Origin of the sequence: Streptomyces luteosporeus (assembly GCF_039532865.1) — a bacterium.
GTDB classification, from domain to species: Bacteria; Actinomycetota; Actinomycetes; order Streptomycetales; family Streptomycetaceae; genus Streptomyces; species Streptomyces luteosporeus.
This window is the reverse complement of record NZ_BAAASL010000010.1, coordinates 108,553-127,639: the sequence shown is the minus strand read 5'-3', so window position 1 is coordinate 127,639 and position 19,087 is coordinate 108,553. Positions and strand designations below refer to the sequence as shown.

Below are 19,087 nucleotides of genomic sequence, written 5' to 3'. Positions count from 1 at the left end.
TCTGTAGCCATCTGGTACGCGCTGTAGGGGTAATGCCCACTGACTATGCGGGCATTACTCCGCGGGGGTGGCCTCCTGGGGCACGGCCGCCGCGCGCGCCGCCTCCGGCCCTTCGTTCAGGAGTACGACGAAGGCGTCCTCTTCGAGCACGGGAACCTTCAGCTGCATCGCCTTGTCGAACTTGGAGCCGGGGTTGTCGCCGACGACCACGAAGTCGGTCTTCTTCGACACCGACCCGGTCACCTTCGCTCCGCGCTGCTGCAGGGCCTCCTTGGCCGCGTCGCGCGTGTAGCCGGCGAGGGTGCCGGTGACGACGACGGTCAGTCCGGCCAGCGGACGCGGACCCTCGTCCTCGGCGGCCTCCTCCTCCATCCGCACGCCCGCGGCCTTCCACTTGGCCACGATCTCGCGGTGCCAGTCCTCGGCGAACCACTCCTTGACCGAGGCCGCGATGATGCCGCCCACGCCCTCGACGGCGGCCAGCTCCTCCTCGTCCGCCTCGGCGATCCGGTCGATCGAGCGGAACTCGCGGGCCAGCGCGACGGCCGCGACCGGGCCCACGTGCCGGATGGACAGGCCGGTCAGGATGCGGGCCAGCGGCCGCTGCTTGGCGGCCTCGATGTTGGCGAGCATCGACTCCGTGTTCTTCTTCGGCTCGCCCTTCTGGTTGGCGAAGAAGGTGACGACCTTCGGCTCGCCCGTCTCCGGGTCGCGCTTGGGCAGACCGGAGTCCGGGTCGACCACGTAGGACTTGATGGGCAGCAGCTCGTCGATGGTCAGGTCGAACAGGTCGCCCTCGTTGCGCAGCGGCGGCTCGGAGGGCTCCAGCGGCTGGGTGAGCGCGGTGGCGGCCACGTAGCCGAGGTTCTCGATGTCCAGGCACTTGCGGCCGGCGAGATAGAACAGTCGTTCGCGGATCTGGGCGGGGCAGGCCCGGGCGTTGGGGCAGCGGAGGTCGATGTCGCCCTCCTTCATCGGGCGCAGCTCTGTCCCGCACTCGGGGCACTGCGCGGGCATCACGAACTCCCGTTCGGTGCCGTCGCGCAGGTCGGACACCGGGCCGAGGATCTCGGGAATGACGTCACCCGCCTTGCGCAGCACGACGGTGTCGCCGATGAGCACGCCCTTGGCCTTGACGACCTCCTGGTTGTGCAGGGTGGCGAACTCCACCTCCGAGCCGGCGACCGTGACCGGCTCCACCACCGCGTACGGCGTGACCCGGCCGGTGCGGCCGACACCCACACGGATGTCGAGCAGCTTGGTGTTGACCTCCTCCGGCGGGTACTTCCAGGCGATCGCCCAGCGGGGCGCGCGGGAGGTGGAGCCGAGGCGGCCCTGCAGCGCGATCTCGTCGAGCTTGACGACCACGCCGTCGATCTCGTGCTCCATCGAGTGCCGCACGTCGGGGTCGCCGTAGTGCGCGATGAACGTGCGGACCTCCGCCAGCGAGTCCAGCACCTTGGCGTGCGCGGCGGTGGGCAGGCCCCACTCGCGCAGCAGCTCGTACGCCTGCGACTGGCGCTCGATGGCGAAGCCCTCGCGGGCGCCGACGCCGTGCACCACCATGTGCAGCGGGCGGGAGGCGGTGACCTTGGGGTCCTTCTGCCGCAGGGAGCCCGCGGCGGCGTTGCGCGGGTTGGCGAAGGGCGGCTTGCCGGCCTCCACCAGGCGCGCGTTGAGCTCCTCGAACTTCTCCACCGGGAAGTAGACCTCGCCGCGCACCTCGACCAGGGCGGGGATCCGCTTGCCCTTGAGCTGCTCGGGCACGTCCGAGATGGTGCGGATGTTGGGCGTGATGTCCTCGCCGGTACGGCCGTCCCCGCGGGTGGCGGCGCGGGTGAGCCGGCCGTGCTCGTAGGTGAGGTTGACCGCAAGACCGTCGACCTTGAGCTCGCACAGGAAGTGGTACGGCGTGCCCTCGCCGATGTCCTTGGCGACGCGCTCGGCCCAGACGGTGAGCTCCTCGTCGTCGAAGGCGTTGTCGAGGGAGAGCATCCGCTCGCGGTGGGCGACCTCGGCGAACTCCGTCTCGTACTGCCCGGCCACCTTCTGCGTGGGCGAGTCGGGGCTGCGCAGCTCCGGGTGGCGCTCCTCCAGCTCCTCCAGGGAGCGCATCAGCTTGTCGAACTCGGCGTCGCTGATGACGGGAGCGTCCTTCACGTAATAGCGGAAGCGGTGCTCCTCGATCTGCTCGGCGAGCAGGGCGTGCTTCTCCCGCGCCTCCGCGGGCGTCGTGCTCGTGCTCGTACTGCCCGCGAGCTCTTTGCCGTCCCGTTCGACCGCCACCGTCTCGTTCCTCCCGTTGCGCCCCCGAGCACCGTCACTCAGGGTTGTCTGCGAGTGATTTCGCCGCCCGGACGCAATGGGCGAGCACCGCGCGGGCATAGGCGGGCGAAGCGCCCGCGAGCCCGCACGCGGGAGTGACCACCACGGACTCGCTCAAAGTCCCCGGGGCCAGCCCCAGCCTGCGCCACAGCGTCCTGACACCCATGACGCTACCGGCAGGGTCCGACAATCGGCCGTCCACGCCGGGCACGACGCCCGCGAACAGCGTGGTGCCGGCCTCCACCGCCTCGCCCAGCGCGTCGTCCTCACGCTCGGTGAGCAGCGAGAAATCGAACGACACGGCATCGGCGCCCGCCCTGCGCAGCAGCTGGAAGGGCACGCCGGGGGCGCACGAGTGCACGACGAGCGGGGCCCCGGCCTCCTTCGCGACCGCCGCGAGCTCCCGCAGCGCGCCCTCGACGACGGCCCGGTCCACCGCCCGGTGGGTGCGGTAGCCGCTGGCCGTGCGCACCTGCCCGGCCAGCACGGCCGGCAGCGACGGCTCGTCCAGCTGCAGCACCGGCCGCGCGCCCGGCACCCGGCGGCGCACGTCCGCCAGGTGGGCGCGCAGGCCCTCGGCGAGCGAGGCCGTGAGGTCCCGGCAGGCGCCGGCATCGCTCAGGGCGGCCTCGCCGCCGCGCAGCTCCAGGGAGGCGGCGAGCGTCCAGGGCCCGACGGCGGAGACCTTCAGCGCGCCCTCGTGGCCCTGGGCGAACTCCTCCAGCGCGTCCAGGTCCTCGCCCAGCCAGGCCCGGGCCCGCCGGGTGTCGCGCCCGGGCCGGTCGCTGATCCGCCAGCCGCTGGGCTCCACGTGCGCGTACACGTCGACCAGGAGACCGGCCGTCCGCCCGATCATGTCGGCGCCCGGGCCGCGCGCGGGCAGCTCCGGCAGGTGGGGCAGCGCCTCCAGCGACCCGGTGACGGTCTTCGCGGCCTCGCGGGCGTCCTCCCCCGGCATCGAACCGACGCCGGTGGCGGCCCCGGCGCCCCACACCTTCGACTTACTGTTCTCGCTGTTGTGGCTCACCGGGGAAGCCTACGACGCCCCGTAAGGGGCGCGGGGCAGTGTCGATCTGCGGCTGCCGCCGCGCGGGCGCGTCGTGGCTTGTCGCCCAGTTCCCCGCGCCCCTACGGGGCGCTGCACTAGCTCCCGGAGTAGCCCGGGCGCACCGACAGGTCGTGGACCTCCGCGTCCCGCGGCAGGTCCAGGGCGAGCAGCATGGTGGCGGCCACCGACTGGGGGTCGATCCACTTCTCGCCGTCGTACGCGGCGCCCTCCTGCTGGCGCACGCGCACCTGCATGGGCGTGGCCACGCGGCCCGGGTAGACGCTGGTGACCCGCACGCCGTTGGTGTGCTCCTCGGCGCGCAGCGAGTCGGCGAGCGCCTTCAGGCCGTGCTTGCTGGCCGCGTACGCACCCCACTGGGGGTTGGCGCGCAGACCGGCACCGGAGTTGACGAAGACCACGTGCCCCTTGGAGACGCGCAGCTGCGGCAGCAGCAGTCGCGTCAGCTCGGCCGGGGCGACGAGGTTGACCGCGAGGGTGCGGTTCCAGGTCTTGGTGGTCAGCTCCCCCACCGCGCCCAGGTCAGCGACGCCGGCGACGTGCAGCAGGGAGTCCAGCCGGTCGGGCAGCTCCTGGTGGCCCAGGGCCCACGACAGCCGGTCGGGGTTCTCCAGGTCGGCCACGAGGGTGCGCGCACCGGGGAAGCGCGCGGCCAGCTCCTTGGCCCGCCCGGCGTCCCGGGCCACGAGCCACAGCTCGTCCCCCCGCTCGTGCAGCCGCCGGGCGACGGCCTCGCCGATGCCCGACCCGGAACCGGTGATCAGATGTGTTGCCATGCCCCCAGCTTGCCCTACGTCAGGCCTGGCGCGGGGCCGCGGACTCCTCCAGGTACGCCATCGCCGCGGCGCCGTCCTCGGCGAAGAACACCAGGTCCGCCAGGGGGCGCGGCAGGAAGCCCTCCGCCTCCATCCGGCGGAACTGCTGCAGCAGGCCGTCGTAGAACCCCGCCGCGTTCAGCAGCACGACCGGCTTGTCGTGCAGCCCGTGCTTCTTCAGCTCCAGGATCTCGGTCGCCTCGTCCAGCGTGCCCGTCCCGCCGACCAGCACCACGATCGCGTCGCCCCGCGCGAGCAGTTGGGCCTTGCGCTCGCCGAGGTCCTTGGCGATGACCATCTCGTCGGCGTTCTTCCGGGCCTTCGCCGCGAGGAACTCCACCGAGACCCCCACCAGCCGGCCCCCGTGCTCCTGCACGCCGTCGGCCATCACCTTCATCAGCCCCGACTCCGAGCCGCCCCACACGAGGGTGTGTCCTCCCTTGCCGATGAGTTCGGCGAACTCGCGGGCGGGGGCGGTGTAACGCTCGTCCAGGTCGGCGGCCGAGCAGAAGACGGTGATGTGCATGGCATCACGGTACGCGGGTCGTACCACCCCTGCAGCCTCGCGCATATGACCCGTTTTCAGCCACCCCCGGTAGCGGTTCGGAACCCGTTCGGTCGCGGGGGTGTCACAGAACACTCCTGGATTTGGCGGGGTGTAAGGACGTTGTTAGCGTGACGTGCGCTCGTCAAGAGACGGCAAAATCCAGTCATAGATCCAGTCACTCCAACGGGGGAGTTCCAGCGTGAAGCTTCGTCATGTCCGCGCGGCCGCGGTCTTCGGCGTCTGCGTCGTGGCCCTGACCGGTGCGCGCGGTCACCACGGCGGCAGCTGCGGCGGGTCCAGCCACGGCGGCAGCCACCACTCGTCCTCCGACAGCGGCAGCACGTCGACGAGCGGCGGTACCACCGGCGGCTCCACGGGCAGCGACTCCTCGTCGGGCGGCTTCACCTCGGGCGGCACGGGCAGCGGCACCACCAGCGGCACGGGCAGCACGTCCTCCGGCTCCACCACCGGGGGCGGCATCGGCGGCAGCCGCAACGACGCCATGCGCGACATCAAGATCAACGACTGCGCCTACAGCGACCGCCTCGGCATCACGGCGAAGCTCAGCGCCACCAACAGCAGCGCGACGCTGAAGTACACCTACCGCCTCACGGTGCAGTTCACCGACCCCACGGGCAAGGTCACCGTCCGCAACCCCTCGATCCCCTACGTCTCCCCCGGCAAGACGGAGAACCTCGACGTCTCGACCCCGTACGTGCCCAAGGCGGGCTCGCCGAGCACCGGCGGCAAGTGCGAGGTCACGAACGTGACGCGGACGATCGCGCCCTGATCCCGGAGGGACGTCTAGCGGGCGGCCGCCGACGAGGTGGTCGCCCGCTCCGTCGACGCGATCGTCGCCGAGCCGACGACGCGCGTGCCGTCGTACAGGACGATCGCCTGGCCCGGTGCCACGCCGCGCACCGGCTCGGCGAAGCGGACGCGCAGCTCGCCGTCCACCAGCTCCGCCGTCACCTCGGTCTCGCCGCCGTGCGCACGCAGCTGCGCGGTGTACGTGCCGGGGCCCTCGGGGGCGACGCCGCACCAGCGGGGCTTGATCGCGGTGAGGGCGCACACGTCCAGCGCCTCGGCCGGGCCGACCGTCACCGTGTTGTTCACCGGCGAGATGTCGAGGACGTAGCGCGGCTTGCCGTCCGGGGCGGGGTGGCCGATGCGCAGGCCCTTGCGCTGGCCGATGGTGAAGCCGTACGCGCCCTCGTGGGTGCCCAGCTTGGCGCCGGACTCGTCGACGATGTCGCCTTCCGCCCTGCCCAGGCGCTTGGCCAGGAAGCCCTGGGTGTCGCCGTCGGCGATGAAGCAGATGTCGTGGCTGTCGGGCTTCTTCGCCACGGCCAGGCCGCGGCGCTCCGCCTCGGCGCGGATCTCTTCCTTCGTGGTGATCGTGTCGCCCAGCGGGAACAGCGCGTGCGCCAGCTGGCGCTCGTCGAGGACACCGAGGACGTACGACTGGTCCTTGGCCATGTCGGAGGCCCGGTGCAGCTCGCGCGTGCCGTCCTCCTTGAGGACGATCGTGGCGTAGTGGCCGGTGCACACCGCGTCGAAGCCGAGGGCGAGCGCCTTGTCCAGCAGCGCCGCGAACTTGATCTTCTCGTTGCACCGCAGGCACGGGTTGGGGGTGCGGCCGGCCTCGTACTCGGCGATGAAGTCCTCGACGACGTCCTCGCGGAAGCGCTCGGCGAGGTCCCAGCAGTAGAAGGGGATGCCGATGACGTCGGCGGCGCGGCGGGCGTCGCGGGAGTCCTCGATGGTGCAGCAGCCGCGGGCACCGGTGCGGAAGGACTGCGGGTTCGCGGACAGCGCGAGGTGCACGCCGGTCACGTCGTGCCCGGCCTCGACGGCGCGCGCGGCGGCGACGGCGGAGTCCACGCCGCCGGACATGGCGGCGAGCACACGGAGGCGACGTCCGTCGCGGGGGCCTGAAGGTGCACCGGAGAAGTCAGTCATAGCCCTCCCAGGGTACGGGGTGCCCGGAACCGGACGGCTGTCGCACGCGTGTCCGGTGCGGAAGGGGCGGAAGGGGGTGGGTCGTGGTGGGGACGGAACGGGAGAGACGGCCCGGCATCGACCGGCGCGGGCTGCTGATCGGGGCCGCGGGCGCCGTGGCGGCCACGGCGGGGTACCTGGAGCGGGACGAGCTGGCGCGCTGGTGGTGGCGGGTCACGGGACGGGAGAGGCCCCGGATCGACGGGGCCGTCGACCACCCGGGCGCCGAGTGGGTGGCCGCGTCGTCGGCGAACTGGCGGCGGGCCTCCCGCCCCGACGACTACGCGATCGACCGGATCGTCGTCCACGTCGTCGAGGGCGACTACGGGGAGGCCCTGCAGGTCTTCCGCGACCCCCTGCACAAGGCCGCCGCCCACTACGTCGTGCGCCGGGACGGACACGTGGCGCAGACCGTCCGCGAGCTGGACGTGGCGTTCCACTCGGGGAACCGCGTCTTCAACGAGCGCAGCGTCGGCATCGAGCACGAGGGGTACGTGGACCGGCCGGGCGACTTCACGGACGCGATGTACGCCGCGTCCGCCCGCCTAGCGGCGGGGATCTGCGCCCGCTACGGGATCCCGGCGGACCGGAAGCACATCGTGGCGCACTCCGAGGTGCCGGGCACCGACCACACGGACCCCGGCCCGCACTGGGACTGGGACCGGTACGTAGGGCTGGTGCGCCGGGCGCGTACGGCGGGCTAGCTCAGCCCCGCGCTGCGTGCACGCTCCACCACCGGGCCGATCGCCTCGACGACCGCCGCGACGTCCTCGCGCGTCGAGGTGTGCCCCAGGGAGAAGCGCAGCGTGCCGCGCGCCAGGTCCGGGTCCGTCCCGGTGGCCAGCACGACGTGGCTGGGCTGCGCCACGCCCGCCGTGCAGGCCGAGCCCGTCGAGCAGGCGATCCCCTGCGCGTCCAGGAGCAGCAGCAGGGAGTCGCCCTCGCAGCCGGGGAAGGAGAAGTGCGCGTTGCCGGGCAGCCGCCCGGCCGGGTCGGGGTCGCCGCCGAGGACCGCGTCCGGCACCGCCTCCCGCACGCCGGTGATCAGTTCGTCGCGCAGGGCGCCGATGTCGCGGGCGAAGCCGGCGCGGCGTTCGGCGGCGAGCGTGCCGGCGACGGCGAAGGCGGCGACGGCGGGGACGTCGAGGGTGCCGGAGCGCACGTGGCGTTCCTGGCCGCCGCCGTGCAGCAGCGGTACGGGCGCGTACTGCCGTCCCAGGAGGAGGGCGCCGATGCCGTACGGGCCGCCGATCTTGTGGCCGCTGACGGTCATCGCGGCGAGCCCGGAGGCGGCGAAGTCCACGTCGAGCTGACCGACGGCCTGGACGGCGTCGGCGTGCAGCGGGACGTCGAATTCCGCGGCGACGGCGGCCAGTTCGCGCACCGGCATGACGGTGCCGATCTCGTTGTTGGCCCACATGACGGTGGCGAGGGCGACGTCGGCGGGGTTGCGGACGATGGCCTCGCGGAGGGCGTCGGCGTGCACGCGGCCGTGGGCGTCGACCGGGAGGTACTCGACGGTGGCCCCCTCGTGCGTGGCGAGCCAGTCGACGGCGTCGAGCACGGCGTGGTGCTCGACGGGGCTGGCCAGCACGCGCGTGCGGGCCGGATCGGCGGCACGCCGTGCCCAGAACAGGCCCTTGACGGCGAGGTTGTCGGCCTCGGTGCCGCCCGCGGTGAAGACCACTTCGCTGGGGCGGGCGCCGAGGGCCGCGGCGAGGGACTCGCGCGCCTCCTCCACGGTGCGGCGGGCCCGCCGTCCGGCGGCGTGCAGCGACGAGGCGTTGCCGGCGAGCGGGAGCTGGGCGGTCATCGCCTGCACCGCCTCCGGAAGCATGGGGGTGGTGGCGGCGTGGTCGAGGTAGGCCATGGTGGCACCGATTCTACGAGGCGGGGAGCGCGCCCGTGCGGGGCGTTCCGGGCGGCCCCACCTCGCCCGGCGACGGCGCCTCCTCCCCCTCCCGCTCGTACTGCCGTACGACGGCCGCCGCGATCCGGGCGAGGTCGTCGCGGACCTCCTGCGGGGCGACGACCTCCACGTCCGGGCCGTAGGCCAGCAGGGAGCGCGCGGCGCGCGGATCCGGGAAGGCGAACTCCACGGTGGCGGGGTCGCCGTCGCCGGGCGGCCCGGTGACGAACCGGCCGAGGATCCGCAGCAGCATCTCCAGGCGGGTGCGGCGCACGAGGGCGGTGACGTGCAGGCCTGCGGGGCGCTGTTCGACCTCGCGGCGCAGGACGTCCCAAGCGTCGGCCAGCTCCACGCCGGGCCGGCGGCGTACGGGCTCGTCCAGCACGGTCACGGCCTCGGTGCGGTCGGCGCGGTACAGGCGGGGGCGGCCCCGGTGGTCGGCGACGAGGTACCAGACGCCGGCCTTGGCGACGAGGCCGTAGGGGTCGACGGTGTACACCTTGGGACGCGTGGTGCCGCTGTGGCGGTAGCGCAGGCGCAGCCGGCGGTCGGTGAAGACGGCGTCCTGCAGTTCTCCCAGCTCGCCGTTGGGGCCGGGGCCGGGCATCCAGCGGACGGGGTCGACCAGGATGCGCCGCCCGGTGGCCTCGGCGGCCGGGCGGTGCGGGGCGGGGAGCGCGGCCATGACCTTGCGCAGGGCGGAGCCGAGGGCGGCGTCGAGGCCGAGGGCGCTGTGGGTGTCCCCGGCGGCGAGGACGAACAGGGCGCGGGCCTCGTCGCTGGTGAGCCCGGTGACGTCGGTGCGGTAGCCGGGCAGGAGGGAGATCCCGCCGTGCCGGCCGCGCTCGGCGTAGACGGGGACGCCGGCGGCCGAGAGGGACTCGACGTCGCGGTAGACGGTGCGGACGGAGACCTCCAGGCGCTCCGCGAGCTCGGCGGCGGGCATGCGGTCGCGGTTCTGCAGGAGGAGCAGGATCGACAGCAGCCGGGATGATTTCACGCTTGTCGCACCTATTCGGGGTCCTGTGGAAAACCTGACGGCAGGTGTCAGCTTAAGCGGGCATGCTCGTTCTCGGCCGACGGAACGGCGCCGGCGAATTCCAAGAGGACCCGAGAACAAGGAGCTGCCATGCGCACCACCGACCCCCGCCCCCTGCTCGACCGCGCCACCGCCCAGGTGGCCGAGCTGATCGCACGGGTGCCCGCCGAGCGGATGGCGGACCCCACTCCGTGCACGGAATTCGACGTCCGCGCCCTGCTGGGGCACCTGGTCGCGGGGGTGCGGGCCGCGGCCGCGCTGGGCGAGACCGGCGAGCGCACGGGCCTGGTGCCGGCCGCGGACGTGCCGGACGACGGCTGGGCCAAGGCGTACGAGGAGGGGCGCGAGCGTCTGCTCGCGGCCTGGGCCGACGACGCCAAGCTGGAGGCGCCGATCAGCGTGCCGTGGGGCGAGATGCCGGGCCGGGCGTACCTGTTCTCGGGATGCGTGCTGGAGTCGGCGACGCACGCCTGGGACCTGTCCATAGCCCTCGGCGGTCCGGTCGCGCTGGACGAGGAGCTCGCGGAGCGGGCCCTGGAGTGGGCGCACCGGTTCCTGCCGGCCGAGCGGCGGGGCGAGGGCGTTCCGTTCGAGCCGGTGCGCCCGGCGCCGGAGGGTGCGGACGCCTACGGGCGGCTGGCGGCGTGGCTGGGCCGTACGGTCTGACGCCGCGCGGGCCCGGGAAGCAGCGGAACGTTACACCGCGCCGCTGCCGGTGGCCGGGTCCTCGGTGGCCGCGCTGCGCCGGTGCCAGGCGCGGGGGGCGCGCCAGTTGTAGCGCATGGCCAGCAGGCGCAGGACGAAGGCGGTGGCGGCGGAGATCATGCTGGTGGTGACGTTGAGCGCGTCGTAGTGGATGAGCAGGGCCGCCATGGTCGATCCGACCATGGCCGGCACGGCGTACAGGTCGCGGTCCCAGCGCAGGAGGTTGGGCACCTCGTGGGCGAGGACGTCGCGCAGCACGCCGCCGCCGACGGCGGTGGTGAGGCCGAGCGTGGCCGCGAAGGTCAGGCCGAGGCCGTGGGAGTGGGCCTTGACGGTGCCGGCGACGCAGAAGAGGCCGAGCCCGGCCGCGTCGAAGGCGTTCACGGCTTTGGTGATCCGCTCCACCTCGGGATGGAGGAAGAAGACGATCACAGTGGCGACCAGCGGGGTGATGAAGTACCCGAGGTCGGTGAAGGCGGCGGGCGGTACGGCACCGATGATCAGGTCCCTGATGAGCCCGCCGCCCAGGGCCGTGGCCTCCGCCAGCACCGCCATGCCGAAGACGTCGAAGTTCTTGCGGACGGCGAGGAGGGCACCGGAGATCGCGAAGACGAAGATCCCGGCAAGGTCCAGCGAGTGCTGGACGGAGGGGGTGAACAGATCGGTGAGCACGCGACATTCTTACTCGTCACGGGCGATGCCCCGTGCCCGTCCCGAGGGGTGGGACGCCCCGTACCGGCGGGGAGCCCCGTCACCTCTTCGGCAGCGCGGGTTTTCCCGGGTGCGACAGCCAGGTGTCGAACAGGTCGCCGAGGTCCTGGTGGGAGACCGCTTCGGCGAGGCCGATGAACTGGGAGGTGCGCACGTTACCGTCGCGGTGCAGCTTGGTCCACCGCGGCAGCAGCCGGAAGAAGGCCCGGTCCCCGATGCGCTCGCGCAGCATCTGCAGGGTCATGGCGCCGCGGAAGTAGACGGCGCGCGAGAAGAGGGTGTCCCGCTGCGGGTCGGCGATGTCGACCTTCCAGAAGGGGTCGTCGGCGTTGCGCTGGTTGTATGCCTCCAGGAAGGACTGGTGGGCGCTCTTGTGCTGCTTGTGCTCCGCCCACAGCCACTCGGCGTAGGTGGCGAAGCCCTCGTTGAGCCAGATGTCCTTCCAGCGCTCGATGGACAGGGAGTCGCCGAACCACTGGTGGGCCAGTTCGTGGACGACCGTCGACTCGTCGCGCACGGCCGAGTAGACGGGCTTGCTCTGGGCCTCCAGCGAGAACTCCGCCTGCGGCATGTCGTCGACGACGGCCCCGGTCTCCTCGAAGGGATAGGGGCCGAAGAGGGCGGCCCAGTAGTCGGTGGCCTCGGCGGTGATGCCGTAGAAGTCGAGCTTGCCCTTGGGCAGTGCCGGGTCCGTGGCCACATAGATGGGGATGCCGCCGGGGGTGGTGCCGCGGCGGACGTCGAACTTGCCGATGGTGGCGGTCACCGCGTAGGTGGCCATGGGCCTGGTCTCGCGCCAGTGGCTCACGGTGGTGTCGCCGCGGTCCTGGGTGGCCAGGAGCCGGCCGTTGGAGACGGCGGTCAGGCCCTTGGGGGCCCGGATGCGGATGTCGTAGGTCGCCTTGTCGGAAGGGTGGTCGCTGGAGGGGAACCAGGTGGAGGCCGCGTTGGGCTCGCAGGCGACGAAGACGCCGTCCTTGGTCTTCATCCAGCCGTACTTCGAGCCGAAGACGATGGGGCCGCTCAGCGGCTGGGGTATGCCGCCGTAGACGACGGTGGTGGTGAAGGTGCGGCCCTTCTCCAGCGGGACGGCCGGGCGGACGCGCAGGTCGCCGCCGCTGCGGGTGAAGGCGGCCGGGAGTCCGTCCACCTCGACGGACTTCACCGTCAGCTGCTGCAGGTCCAGGTGGAAGGAGTACAGGCTCTGGACGGCCCGGGCGGTGATCGTGGTGCGGCCGTCCAGGCGCCCGGAGGCCGGGGCGTACTCCACGTCGAGGTCGTAGTGGCGGACGTCGAAGCCGCCGTTGCCGAGCCCGGGGAAATAGGGGTCCCCGATGCCGGGTGCCCCGGCCGTGGGCATGCCATGGGTGCCGGGGGCCGCGTCGTCGTCGGGTGCGAAGGCCGTGACCGCGGTGGCGGCGACGGCCACCGCCAGGGACAGGAGCCGGATGGTCCGCCGGCGCCCGCCCACGGCGCGTATCAGACGGGCGGGGCGTACCAGGTGGGCCGGGCGTATCAGCCGGGCCGGGCGGGCCCGGCGTATCGAGCGGGGGAGTGCCATGAGCCGTCCCTTCGAACCTGCCGGCCCCTGCGGCAACAAGCCGGCTCCGCACCCTCCCCGCTCGCCGCACTCACGTCTTCACCAACGTGGCACGGCCCTCACCCGGTCGCACCTTCCGTTACTGCGTCGGTGGGACCGGCGCCCTCCGGGGCGTTCTCCGGGTGGTGGCACGCCACCCGGTGGCCGGTGCGCAGCTCGGCCAGCGGGGGCTCCTGCTGCTTGCACACCTCCGTCGCCTTCCAGCAGCGGGTGTGGAAGCGGCAGCCGGACGGCGGGGCGATCGGCGAGGGCACGTCCCCCTTGAGCAGAATGCGTTCCCGCTTGGCGCGCCGCTTGGGGTCGGGCACGGGCACGGCCGACAGCAGCGCCTTGGTGTACGGGTGCATGGGCCGCTCGTACAGCGAGCTGCGGTCGGTCAGCTCCACGATCTTGCCGAGGTACATCACGGCGATGCGGTCGGAGACGTGCCGGATGACGGACAGGTCGTGGGCGATGATCACGTATGTCAGGCCCAGCTCGTCCTGCAGGTCGTCCAGGAGGTTGACCACCTGGGCCTGGATGGAGACGTCCAGGGCGGAGACGGGTTCGTCGGCGACCACCAGCTTGGGCTTCAGGGCCAGGGCCCGGGCGATGCCGATGCGCTGCCGCTGGCCGCCGGAGAACTCGTGGGGGTAGCGGTTGTAGTGCTCGGGGTTCAGGCCCACCAGCTCCAGCAGCCCCTGCACCTCCTTCTTCACCCCGCCCTCGGGCGTGATGCCCTGCAACCGGAAGGGGGCGCCGACGATGGTGCCGACCGTGTGCCGGGGGTTGAGCGAGGAGTACGGGTCCTGGAAGATCATCTGGACGTCGCGGCGCAGCGGCCGCATGCCGGAGACGCCCAGGTGGCTGATGTCGCGCCCCTCGAACTCGATCCTGCCCCCGCTCGGCTCTATCAGCCGGGTGATGAGCCGGCCCATGGTCGACTTGCCGCAGCCGGACTCCCCCACCACGCCCAGGGTCTCCCCCGAGCGCACCTCGAAGTCGATGCCGTCGACGGCGCGCACGGCGCCGACCTGGCGGCGCAGCAGGCCCTTGGTGATCGGGAAGTGCTTGACCAGGCCCTCGACCTTCAGCAGGGTCTCGGGGGCGGCGGGCGCCTGCTGTTCGGGGATCGTCATCTGGTGGTCCTTCACAGCTTGGGCGCAATCTCTTCGGTCCAGATCCGCATGCGCTCCTCGGGCGGGAGGTGGCAGGCGGAGTGGTGCGGCCGGCCGTCGTCGGTGCCCGGCACCAGCCGCAGCTCGGGCCGCTCGCTGCGGGTGATGCCGCCCTTGGGAAGGTCGGCGTAGGGGCAGCGAGGGTTGAAGGCGCAGCCGGGCGGCACGTTGATCAGGCTGGGCGGGGAGCCCTTGACCGGGATCAGCCGCTCGGTCTGGGCGCGGTCGATGCGCGGCATGGAGCCGAGCAGGCCCCAGGTGTAGGGGTGCTGGGGCGAGGAGAAGACCTTCTCGGCCGGTCCCCGCTCCACGCACCGCCCGGCGTACATCACCAGCAGGTCGTCGGCGAGCTCGGCGACGACGCCGAGGTCGTGGGTGATGATGACGACCGCGGAGCCGAACTCTTTTTGCAGGTCCCGGATGAGGTCGAGGATCTGGGCCTGGACGGTGACGTCGAGGGCGGTGGTGGGCTCGTCGGCGATGAGCAGTTCGGGGTTGTTGACCAGCGCCATGGCGATCATGGCGCGCTGGCGCATGCCGCCGGAGAACTGGTGCGGGTAGTCGTCGACGCGCCGGTCGGGCTGGGGGATGCCGACCCGGTCGAGCATCTCGATCGCCCGCGTGCGGGCGGTCTTCTTGTCGACCTTGTGGTGGGTGCGGTACGCCTCGGTGATCTGGGAGCCGACCGTGTAGTAGGGGTGCATGGCCGACAGCGGGTCCTGGAAGATCATGGCCATCTTGCGGCCGCGCAGGGTGCGCACCCGGTCGGGGTCGGCGGCGATGAGCTCCTCGCCGTCGAGCCAGACCTCGCCGGAGATCTTCGCCCGGGCGGTGCGGTGCAGGCCCATGACGCCGAGCGAGGTGACCGACTTGCCGGAGCCGGATTCGCCGACGATGCCCAGGGTCTTGCCGGCGCGCACGTCGAAGCTCACGCCGTCGACGGACTTGACCAGGCCGTCGTCGGTGTCGAAGTGGATGCGCAGGTCGCGCACGGAGAGGAAGGCTTCGGCCTGCTCGCTCACGAGTACCTCACCCTGGGGTCGATGGCCGCGTAGACCAGATCCACCAGCAGGTTGCAGATGACGATGAAGAAGGCGGCGACCAGGGTCACGCCCATGACGTTGGGAAGGTCGTTCTCGGTCACGCCCTTGACGGCGAACTGGCCGATGCCCTGGAAGGAGAACACCGACTCGGTGATGACCGCGCCACCGAGCAGCAGGCCGAAGTCCATGCCGAAGATGGTGACGATGGGGGTGAGGGCCGAGCGCAGTCCGTGCCGGACGACGACCTTGCGTTCGGTGAGGCCCTTGGCGCGGGCGGTGCGGATGTAGTCCTCGTTCATCGTCTCCAGCATTCCGGCGCGGGTGAGCCGGGCGTACAGGGCGGAGTAGAGGAAGGCGAGGCTGCACCAGGGCACGAGGAGGTTCCAGGCCCACTTGAGCGGATCGTCGCTGAAGGGGACGTAGTTGATGCCGTGCCAGATCTCGACGTCCACGGTGAGGACGGACAGGGCGAGCATGCCGGTGAAGAAGATCGGCAGCGAGACGCCGGCCAGGGCCACGCCCATGAAGAAGCGGTCGAGCAGGCTGCCCCGCTTGAGCGCGGAGAGCACGCCGATGGCCACGCCGGTGACGACCCAGATCACCGCGGCGCCGATGGCCAGCGACAGGGTGACGGGGATCCGGGAGGTCAGCTGCGGCCAGACCTCGACGTGGGTCTTGAAGGAGTAGCCGAAGCACGGGGCCGAGCAGTGCGCGGCGTCGGGGCCGAACTTGTAGTCGGCGCCGACCACGAGGGCCTTGATGAAGTGCCAGTACTGCAGATAGAGCGGTTGGTCGAAGCCGAGGTTCTTCTTGACCGCGGCGACGGTGTCGGGGTTGGCGTCCTTGCCCACGTACTGGGTCGCGAGCTGGTCCATCGTCTGCCCGGCGATGCGGGGGACGAGGAAGAAGATCGCGAAGGTGACTGCGCTGACCACCAGCAGCAGCAGTACCGCGGCGAACAGGCGTCGGATGATGTACGCAGCCACAGTTGTGCGGCGCCGGGCGCGCCGGACCGAGAAGGGCGGGCCTTTTCGGTCCGGCGGCCGCAGGTGCCTTCACCTGCCTTTCGAAACTCTTCGGCGGACTGTGCCCGCGGCTACTTGGCGGAGCCCATCAGCAGGTAGTTGTACGTGCCGAGGTAGGCCTGGTCGACGGTGACGTTGGTGGCCGACTTCGGCCGCAGGAGCAGGTTCTTGCGGTAGACCAGCGGCACGGCGGAGGCGTTCTCCGCGATCAGCTTGTCCACCTCGCCCCAGGCCTTGGCGCGGGCCGCGGCGTCGGTGTTGGCGATGCCCTCGTTGAGGGCCTTGTTGACCTGCGGGTCGTCGAGCTCCTGGACGTTGTTGCCGCCGGAGGGCTTGATGGCGGAGCCGTTGGCGATCTGGTCCAGGAAGCCGAAGCCGGTCGGCCAGTCGGGACCCCAGGCGGTCATGAGCATGCCCAGGTTGTGGCTGTGGACGTAGTCCGGGACGCCGGCGAAGTTGGTGAAGTACTTGCCCGTCGGGAAGGACTTGATCTCGACGTTGATGCCGATCTTCTTCATCGAGGCCTGCACGGCCGTGGCCATGGCCATCTCCGCCGGGCGGTCCGAGCGGGCCGTCAGGTTGGTGGAGAAACCATTCGGCTGGCCGCATTCCTTCAGCTCGGCCTTGGCCTTCTCGATGTCGCCCTTGCTGCCGGGCGTCTGGTAGAGGTCGAACTTGGTGTAGCCGTCGACGGACGGCGGCAGCAGCGTGCTGGCCACGTCGCCCTTCGGGTCACCGCCCATGGCCTCCTGGACGGAGACCTTGTCGATGCCCCATTGCACGGCCTTGCGGCAGTGGATGTTGTCGAACGGCTTCACCTTCAGGTTCAGGCCGATGTAGCCGGTGGCGCTGGCGTACGGGTTGTCGGTCTGGTTCTTCAGCTTCGCGTCCCGCAGCACCTTCGGCTGGGTCTGCGGGGCGACGCCCGCACCGCCGGCGTCGACGCCGATGCTGTCGTTGAGCAGGTTGTTGTCGACCGTGACCTGGTTGACCTTGAACTTGATGGTGATCTTGTCGGGCAGCGCCGGGCGGTTGGGGTCCGTCTTGGGGTCCCACTGCGCGTTGCGCACCAGCGTGGCGCCCTTGCCCTCCTCGTACGACTCGAACTTGTACGGGCCGGAGGACAGGACATGCTGGACGTACTGCGCGCCCTTGTCGGCCTTCTGCGGGACGGGCGCGGTCTGCGAGAAGGTCGCCAGGTAGTCGAAGTCCGCGAAGGCGTCCTTGAGGTGGAAGACGATCGTCTGGTCGTCCGGCGTCTCGATGGACTTGATCCCGTCGGGCGACTTGTCCTTGTACGGGCCTTCGTACTTGTCGCCGCCCTCCAGGTGGGCCTTGAAGTAGGTGGGGCCGTTGGACAGGGCCTCGGGCGCGAAGTTGCTGCGCTCGATCGCGTACTTGACGTCCTTCGAGGTGATCGGCGAGCCGTCCTCGTACTTCAGCCCCGCCCGGAGCCTGTACGTCCAGGTCTTGGCGTCCGCACTCGGCTTGCCCAGGCCCTCGGCCAGGTCCGGGACGACCTTCAGGCCCTCCTTGCCGGGGGCCGGCTTGAACATGGTGAGCGTGCGCCCGTAGAGCCGGGCGAAGTTCTGCACCCAGCCGTAGTAGGTGTTGCCCGGGTCCAGCGAGTCGGCGGCGTCCGCCATCTCGAAGGCGAGCGTGCCGCCCTTCTTGTCCGACTTGTTGGCGAGCCCGGTCAGTGCGGCGTTGGCCGCCGAGGAGCCGCCGCCCTTGCCGCCGTCGCTCTTGTCGTCGGAGCCGCCGCACGCGGACGCCCCCAGGGCCAGCACCACCGCCGTGGCGATCGCAACCGTCGTTCTCTTCGTCTTCACCTGAGGAAAGCCCCCTCTTTCGTCTTCGTGGCACGGTGGACCGCAAGGGCCGCCGCTGATCGCTTGCTGTGGAGAGGTCCGGTGGTCCGGGGTCACTTGCTGCGCGGGTCGAGTGCGTCCCGCAGCCCGTCCCCGAGCAGGTTGAAGGCCAGCACCGTGATGAAGATGGCGAGGCCGGGCACGAACATGTACTGCGGGTCGGCCTGGTAGAGATCCGTGGCCTGGCTGAGCATGCCGCCCCAGGAGGCCTGCGGCGGCGCGATGCCGACGCTGAGGAAGCTCAGCGCGGCCTCGAAGAGGATGTTGGTCGGGATCAGCAGCGTGGAGTACACGAGGATCGGCGCGACCAGGTTGGGCAGCAGCTCGCGGAAGAGGATGAACGTCCCCCGGGCACCGAGGCTGCGCGACGCTTCGACGAACTCGCGTTCGCGCAGGCTGAGCGTCTGGGCCCGCACGATGCGGCCCATGTAGGGCCAGTTGAAGAAGCCGATCACGAAGATGAGCACGCTGATGCGCAGCGGCAGACCGGACAGTCCGAAGGCACCGTCCTGCAGGGCCGCGGAGATGGAGATGGCGAACAGCAGCAGCGGGAAGGCCAGGAAGGTGTCCATCATCCTGCTGATCACGGTGTCCGCCCAGCCGCCGTAGTACCCGGCGACCACGCCCAGCACGGTGCCGATCACCACGGAGAGCAGGGTGGCCCCGGTGGCGACCAGCAGGGAGACCCACGAGCCCTCGATGATGCGCGCCAGGATGTCGCGGCCGTACTGCGGGTCGACGCCCAGCGGATGCTCCCAACTCATGCCGCCCCAGGCGTCCTTGGGCGCGAGCAGGCTGGGGTCGATGAGGTCCTGGTGGAACTCGTTGGGGTCCAGTCCGAAGACCGCCTCGATCGGCTTGGCCAGGACGGCGAGGAGGATCAGCAGGATCACCACGATGCCGCCGGCCACGGCCACCTTGTCCCGCTTGAAGCGCAGCCAGGCGATCTGGGTGAGTGATCGACCCTCGATCTGGCTCTTGCGGGCACCGGCCAGAACGGCTTCCGGCTGCGCCCCGGCGGCCGACCCCGTGGTCTCGATAGGTGCGGTCACTGTGCCAACGACCCCTCTCGGCCGGAGGTGACCGGCCCACGCCCGCCGCAACACTTGCGGCCTGGTACTCACATGTACGGGTGATGTGCAAGTGGTGCAGATGGAGCGGAGGTTCTGAAAAGAGAGCCCATGACGCGCCGTGCTGCCGGCCGGGCCGTCTCTTGTTGGCGGGAGTCTTCATCGCGTCGGCGATCACTCGCCAGCCCTCGCCCGCAATGTAT

General features: G+C 71.4%; 17 protein-coding genes. 3 read left to right on the top strand and 14 right to left on the bottom strand.

Annotation, left to right across the window (positions count from 1 at the left end; genetic code table 11):
* Positions 1–54: 54 nt before the first annotated feature.
* From ligA to ABD361_RS15380, 4 genes are all read right to left on the bottom strand, one after another.
* Positions 55–2,286: an NAD-dependent DNA ligase LigA gene (ligA, locus tag ABD361_RS15395; protein ID WP_344435835.1), complete on the bottom strand. Its 2,232-nt coding sequence runs from the start codon at positions 2,284–2,286 to the stop codon at positions 55–57.
* A 34-nt stretch (positions 2,287–2,320) separates the two neighbouring features.
* A complete protein-coding gene (locus ABD361_RS15390; protein WP_344435834.1) occupies positions 2,321–3,352 on the bottom strand; it encodes a methionine synthase in 1,032 nt (343 codons plus the stop codon).
* Positions 3,353–3,468: 116 nt separating this feature from the next.
* Positions 3,469–4,167 (bottom strand): SDR family oxidoreductase, encoded by a 699-nt coding sequence (locus ABD361_RS15385; protein WP_344435832.1) that lies wholly within the window; start codon positions 4,165–4,167, stop codon positions 3,469–3,471.
* Positions 4,168–4,186: 19 nt separating this feature from the next.
* Complete coding sequence (locus ABD361_RS15380) at positions 4,187–4,732, bottom strand: LOG family protein (protein WP_344435831.1); 546 nt, start codon at positions 4,730–4,732, stop codon at positions 4,187–4,189.
* 220 nt (positions 4,733–4,952) lie between these two features.
* Between ABD361_RS15380 and ABD361_RS15375 the strand changes: the two genes are divergently transcribed.
* Positions 4,953–5,543, top strand: coding sequence for a hypothetical protein (locus ABD361_RS15375; protein WP_344435830.1), 591 nt, complete (start codon positions 4,953–4,955; stop codon positions 5,541–5,543).
* Positions 5,544–5,557: 14 nt separating this feature from the next.
* Here the strand turns inward: ABD361_RS15375 and mnmA are convergent, their stop codons facing one another.
* Positions 5,558–6,715 carry a tRNA 2-thiouridine(34) synthase MnmA gene (gene mnmA, locus ABD361_RS15370; RefSeq protein WP_344435828.1) on the bottom strand — a complete coding sequence of 386 codons (1,158 nt, stop codon included), beginning with the start codon at positions 6,713–6,715 and terminating at the stop codon, positions 5,558–5,560.
* Between the two features lie 83 nt (positions 6,716–6,798).
* Here mnmA and ABD361_RS15365 point away from each other — a divergent pair, with 83 nt between their 5' ends.
* Entirely contained in the window at positions 6,799–7,458 is a 660-nt protein-coding gene (locus tag ABD361_RS15365) for an N-acetylmuramoyl-L-alanine amidase (protein WP_344435826.1), read from the top strand.
* Here ABD361_RS15365 and ABD361_RS15360 read toward each other — a convergent pair.
* Both ABD361_RS15360 and ABD361_RS15355 read right to left on the bottom strand, forming a co-directional pair.
* Positions 7,455–8,624, bottom strand: coding sequence for a cysteine desulfurase family protein (locus ABD361_RS15360; protein ID WP_344435824.1), 1,170 nt, complete (start codon positions 8,622–8,624; stop codon positions 7,455–7,457). The genes ABD361_RS15365 and ABD361_RS15360 overlap by 4 nt on opposite strands.
* Positions 8,625–8,637: 13 nt before the next feature.
* Positions 8,638–9,663 carry a helix-turn-helix transcriptional regulator gene (locus ABD361_RS15355; RefSeq protein WP_344435822.1) on the bottom strand — a complete coding sequence of 342 codons (1,026 nt, stop codon included), beginning with the start codon at positions 9,661–9,663 and terminating at the stop codon, positions 8,638–8,640.
* Positions 9,664–9,792: 129 nt separating this feature from the next.
* Here ABD361_RS15355 and ABD361_RS15350 point away from each other — a divergent pair, with 129 nt between their 5' ends.
* Positions 9,793–10,368, top strand: a complete 576-nt coding sequence (locus tag ABD361_RS15350) for a TIGR03086 family metal-binding protein (protein ID WP_344435821.1) — start codon at positions 9,793–9,795, stop codon at positions 10,366–10,368.
* 30 nt (positions 10,369–10,398) lie between these two features.
* Here ABD361_RS15350 and ABD361_RS15345 read toward each other — a convergent pair whose 3' ends face one another.
* The 7 genes from ABD361_RS15345 to ABD361_RS15315 all read right to left on the bottom strand — a co-directional run bounded on the left by ABD361_RS15345 (position 10,399) and on the right by ABD361_RS15315 (position 18,866).
* Entirely contained in the window at positions 10,399–11,079 is a 681-nt protein-coding gene (locus ABD361_RS15345) for a trimeric intracellular cation channel family protein (RefSeq protein ID WP_344435819.1), read from the bottom strand.
* Between the two features lie 79 nt (positions 11,080–11,158).
* Positions 11,159–12,679 carry a M1 family metallopeptidase gene (locus ABD361_RS15340; protein WP_344435817.1) on the bottom strand — a complete coding sequence of 507 codons (1,521 nt, stop codon included), beginning with the start codon at positions 12,677–12,679 and terminating at the stop codon, positions 11,159–11,161.
* Positions 12,680–12,777: 98 nt separating this feature from the next.
* A complete protein-coding gene (locus ABD361_RS15335; RefSeq protein ID WP_344435816.1) occupies positions 12,778–13,836 on the bottom strand; it encodes an ABC transporter ATP-binding protein in 1,059 nt (352 codons plus the stop codon).
* Positions 13,837–13,847: 11 nt separating this feature from the next.
* A complete protein-coding gene (locus ABD361_RS15330) occupies positions 13,848–14,897 on the bottom strand; it encodes an ABC transporter ATP-binding protein (protein ID WP_344435814.1) in 1,050 nt (349 codons plus the stop codon).
* Positions 14,894–15,904, bottom strand: coding sequence for an ABC transporter permease (locus ABD361_RS15325; protein WP_344435813.1), 1,011 nt, complete (start codon positions 15,902–15,904; stop codon positions 14,894–14,896). Before ABD361_RS15325 ends, ABD361_RS15330 begins: the two co-directional genes overlap by 4 nt.
* Before the next feature lie 110 nt (positions 15,905–16,014).
* Positions 16,015–17,775, bottom strand: a complete 1,761-nt coding sequence (locus ABD361_RS15320) for an ABC transporter substrate-binding protein (protein ID WP_344435811.1) — start codon at positions 17,773–17,775, stop codon at positions 16,015–16,017.
* A gap of 92 nt (positions 17,776–17,867) precedes the next feature.
* Positions 17,868–18,866 (bottom strand): ABC transporter permease, encoded by a 999-nt coding sequence (locus ABD361_RS15315; protein WP_344435809.1) that lies wholly within the window; start codon positions 18,864–18,866, stop codon positions 17,868–17,870.
* Positions 18,867–19,087 lie beyond the last annotated feature (221 nt).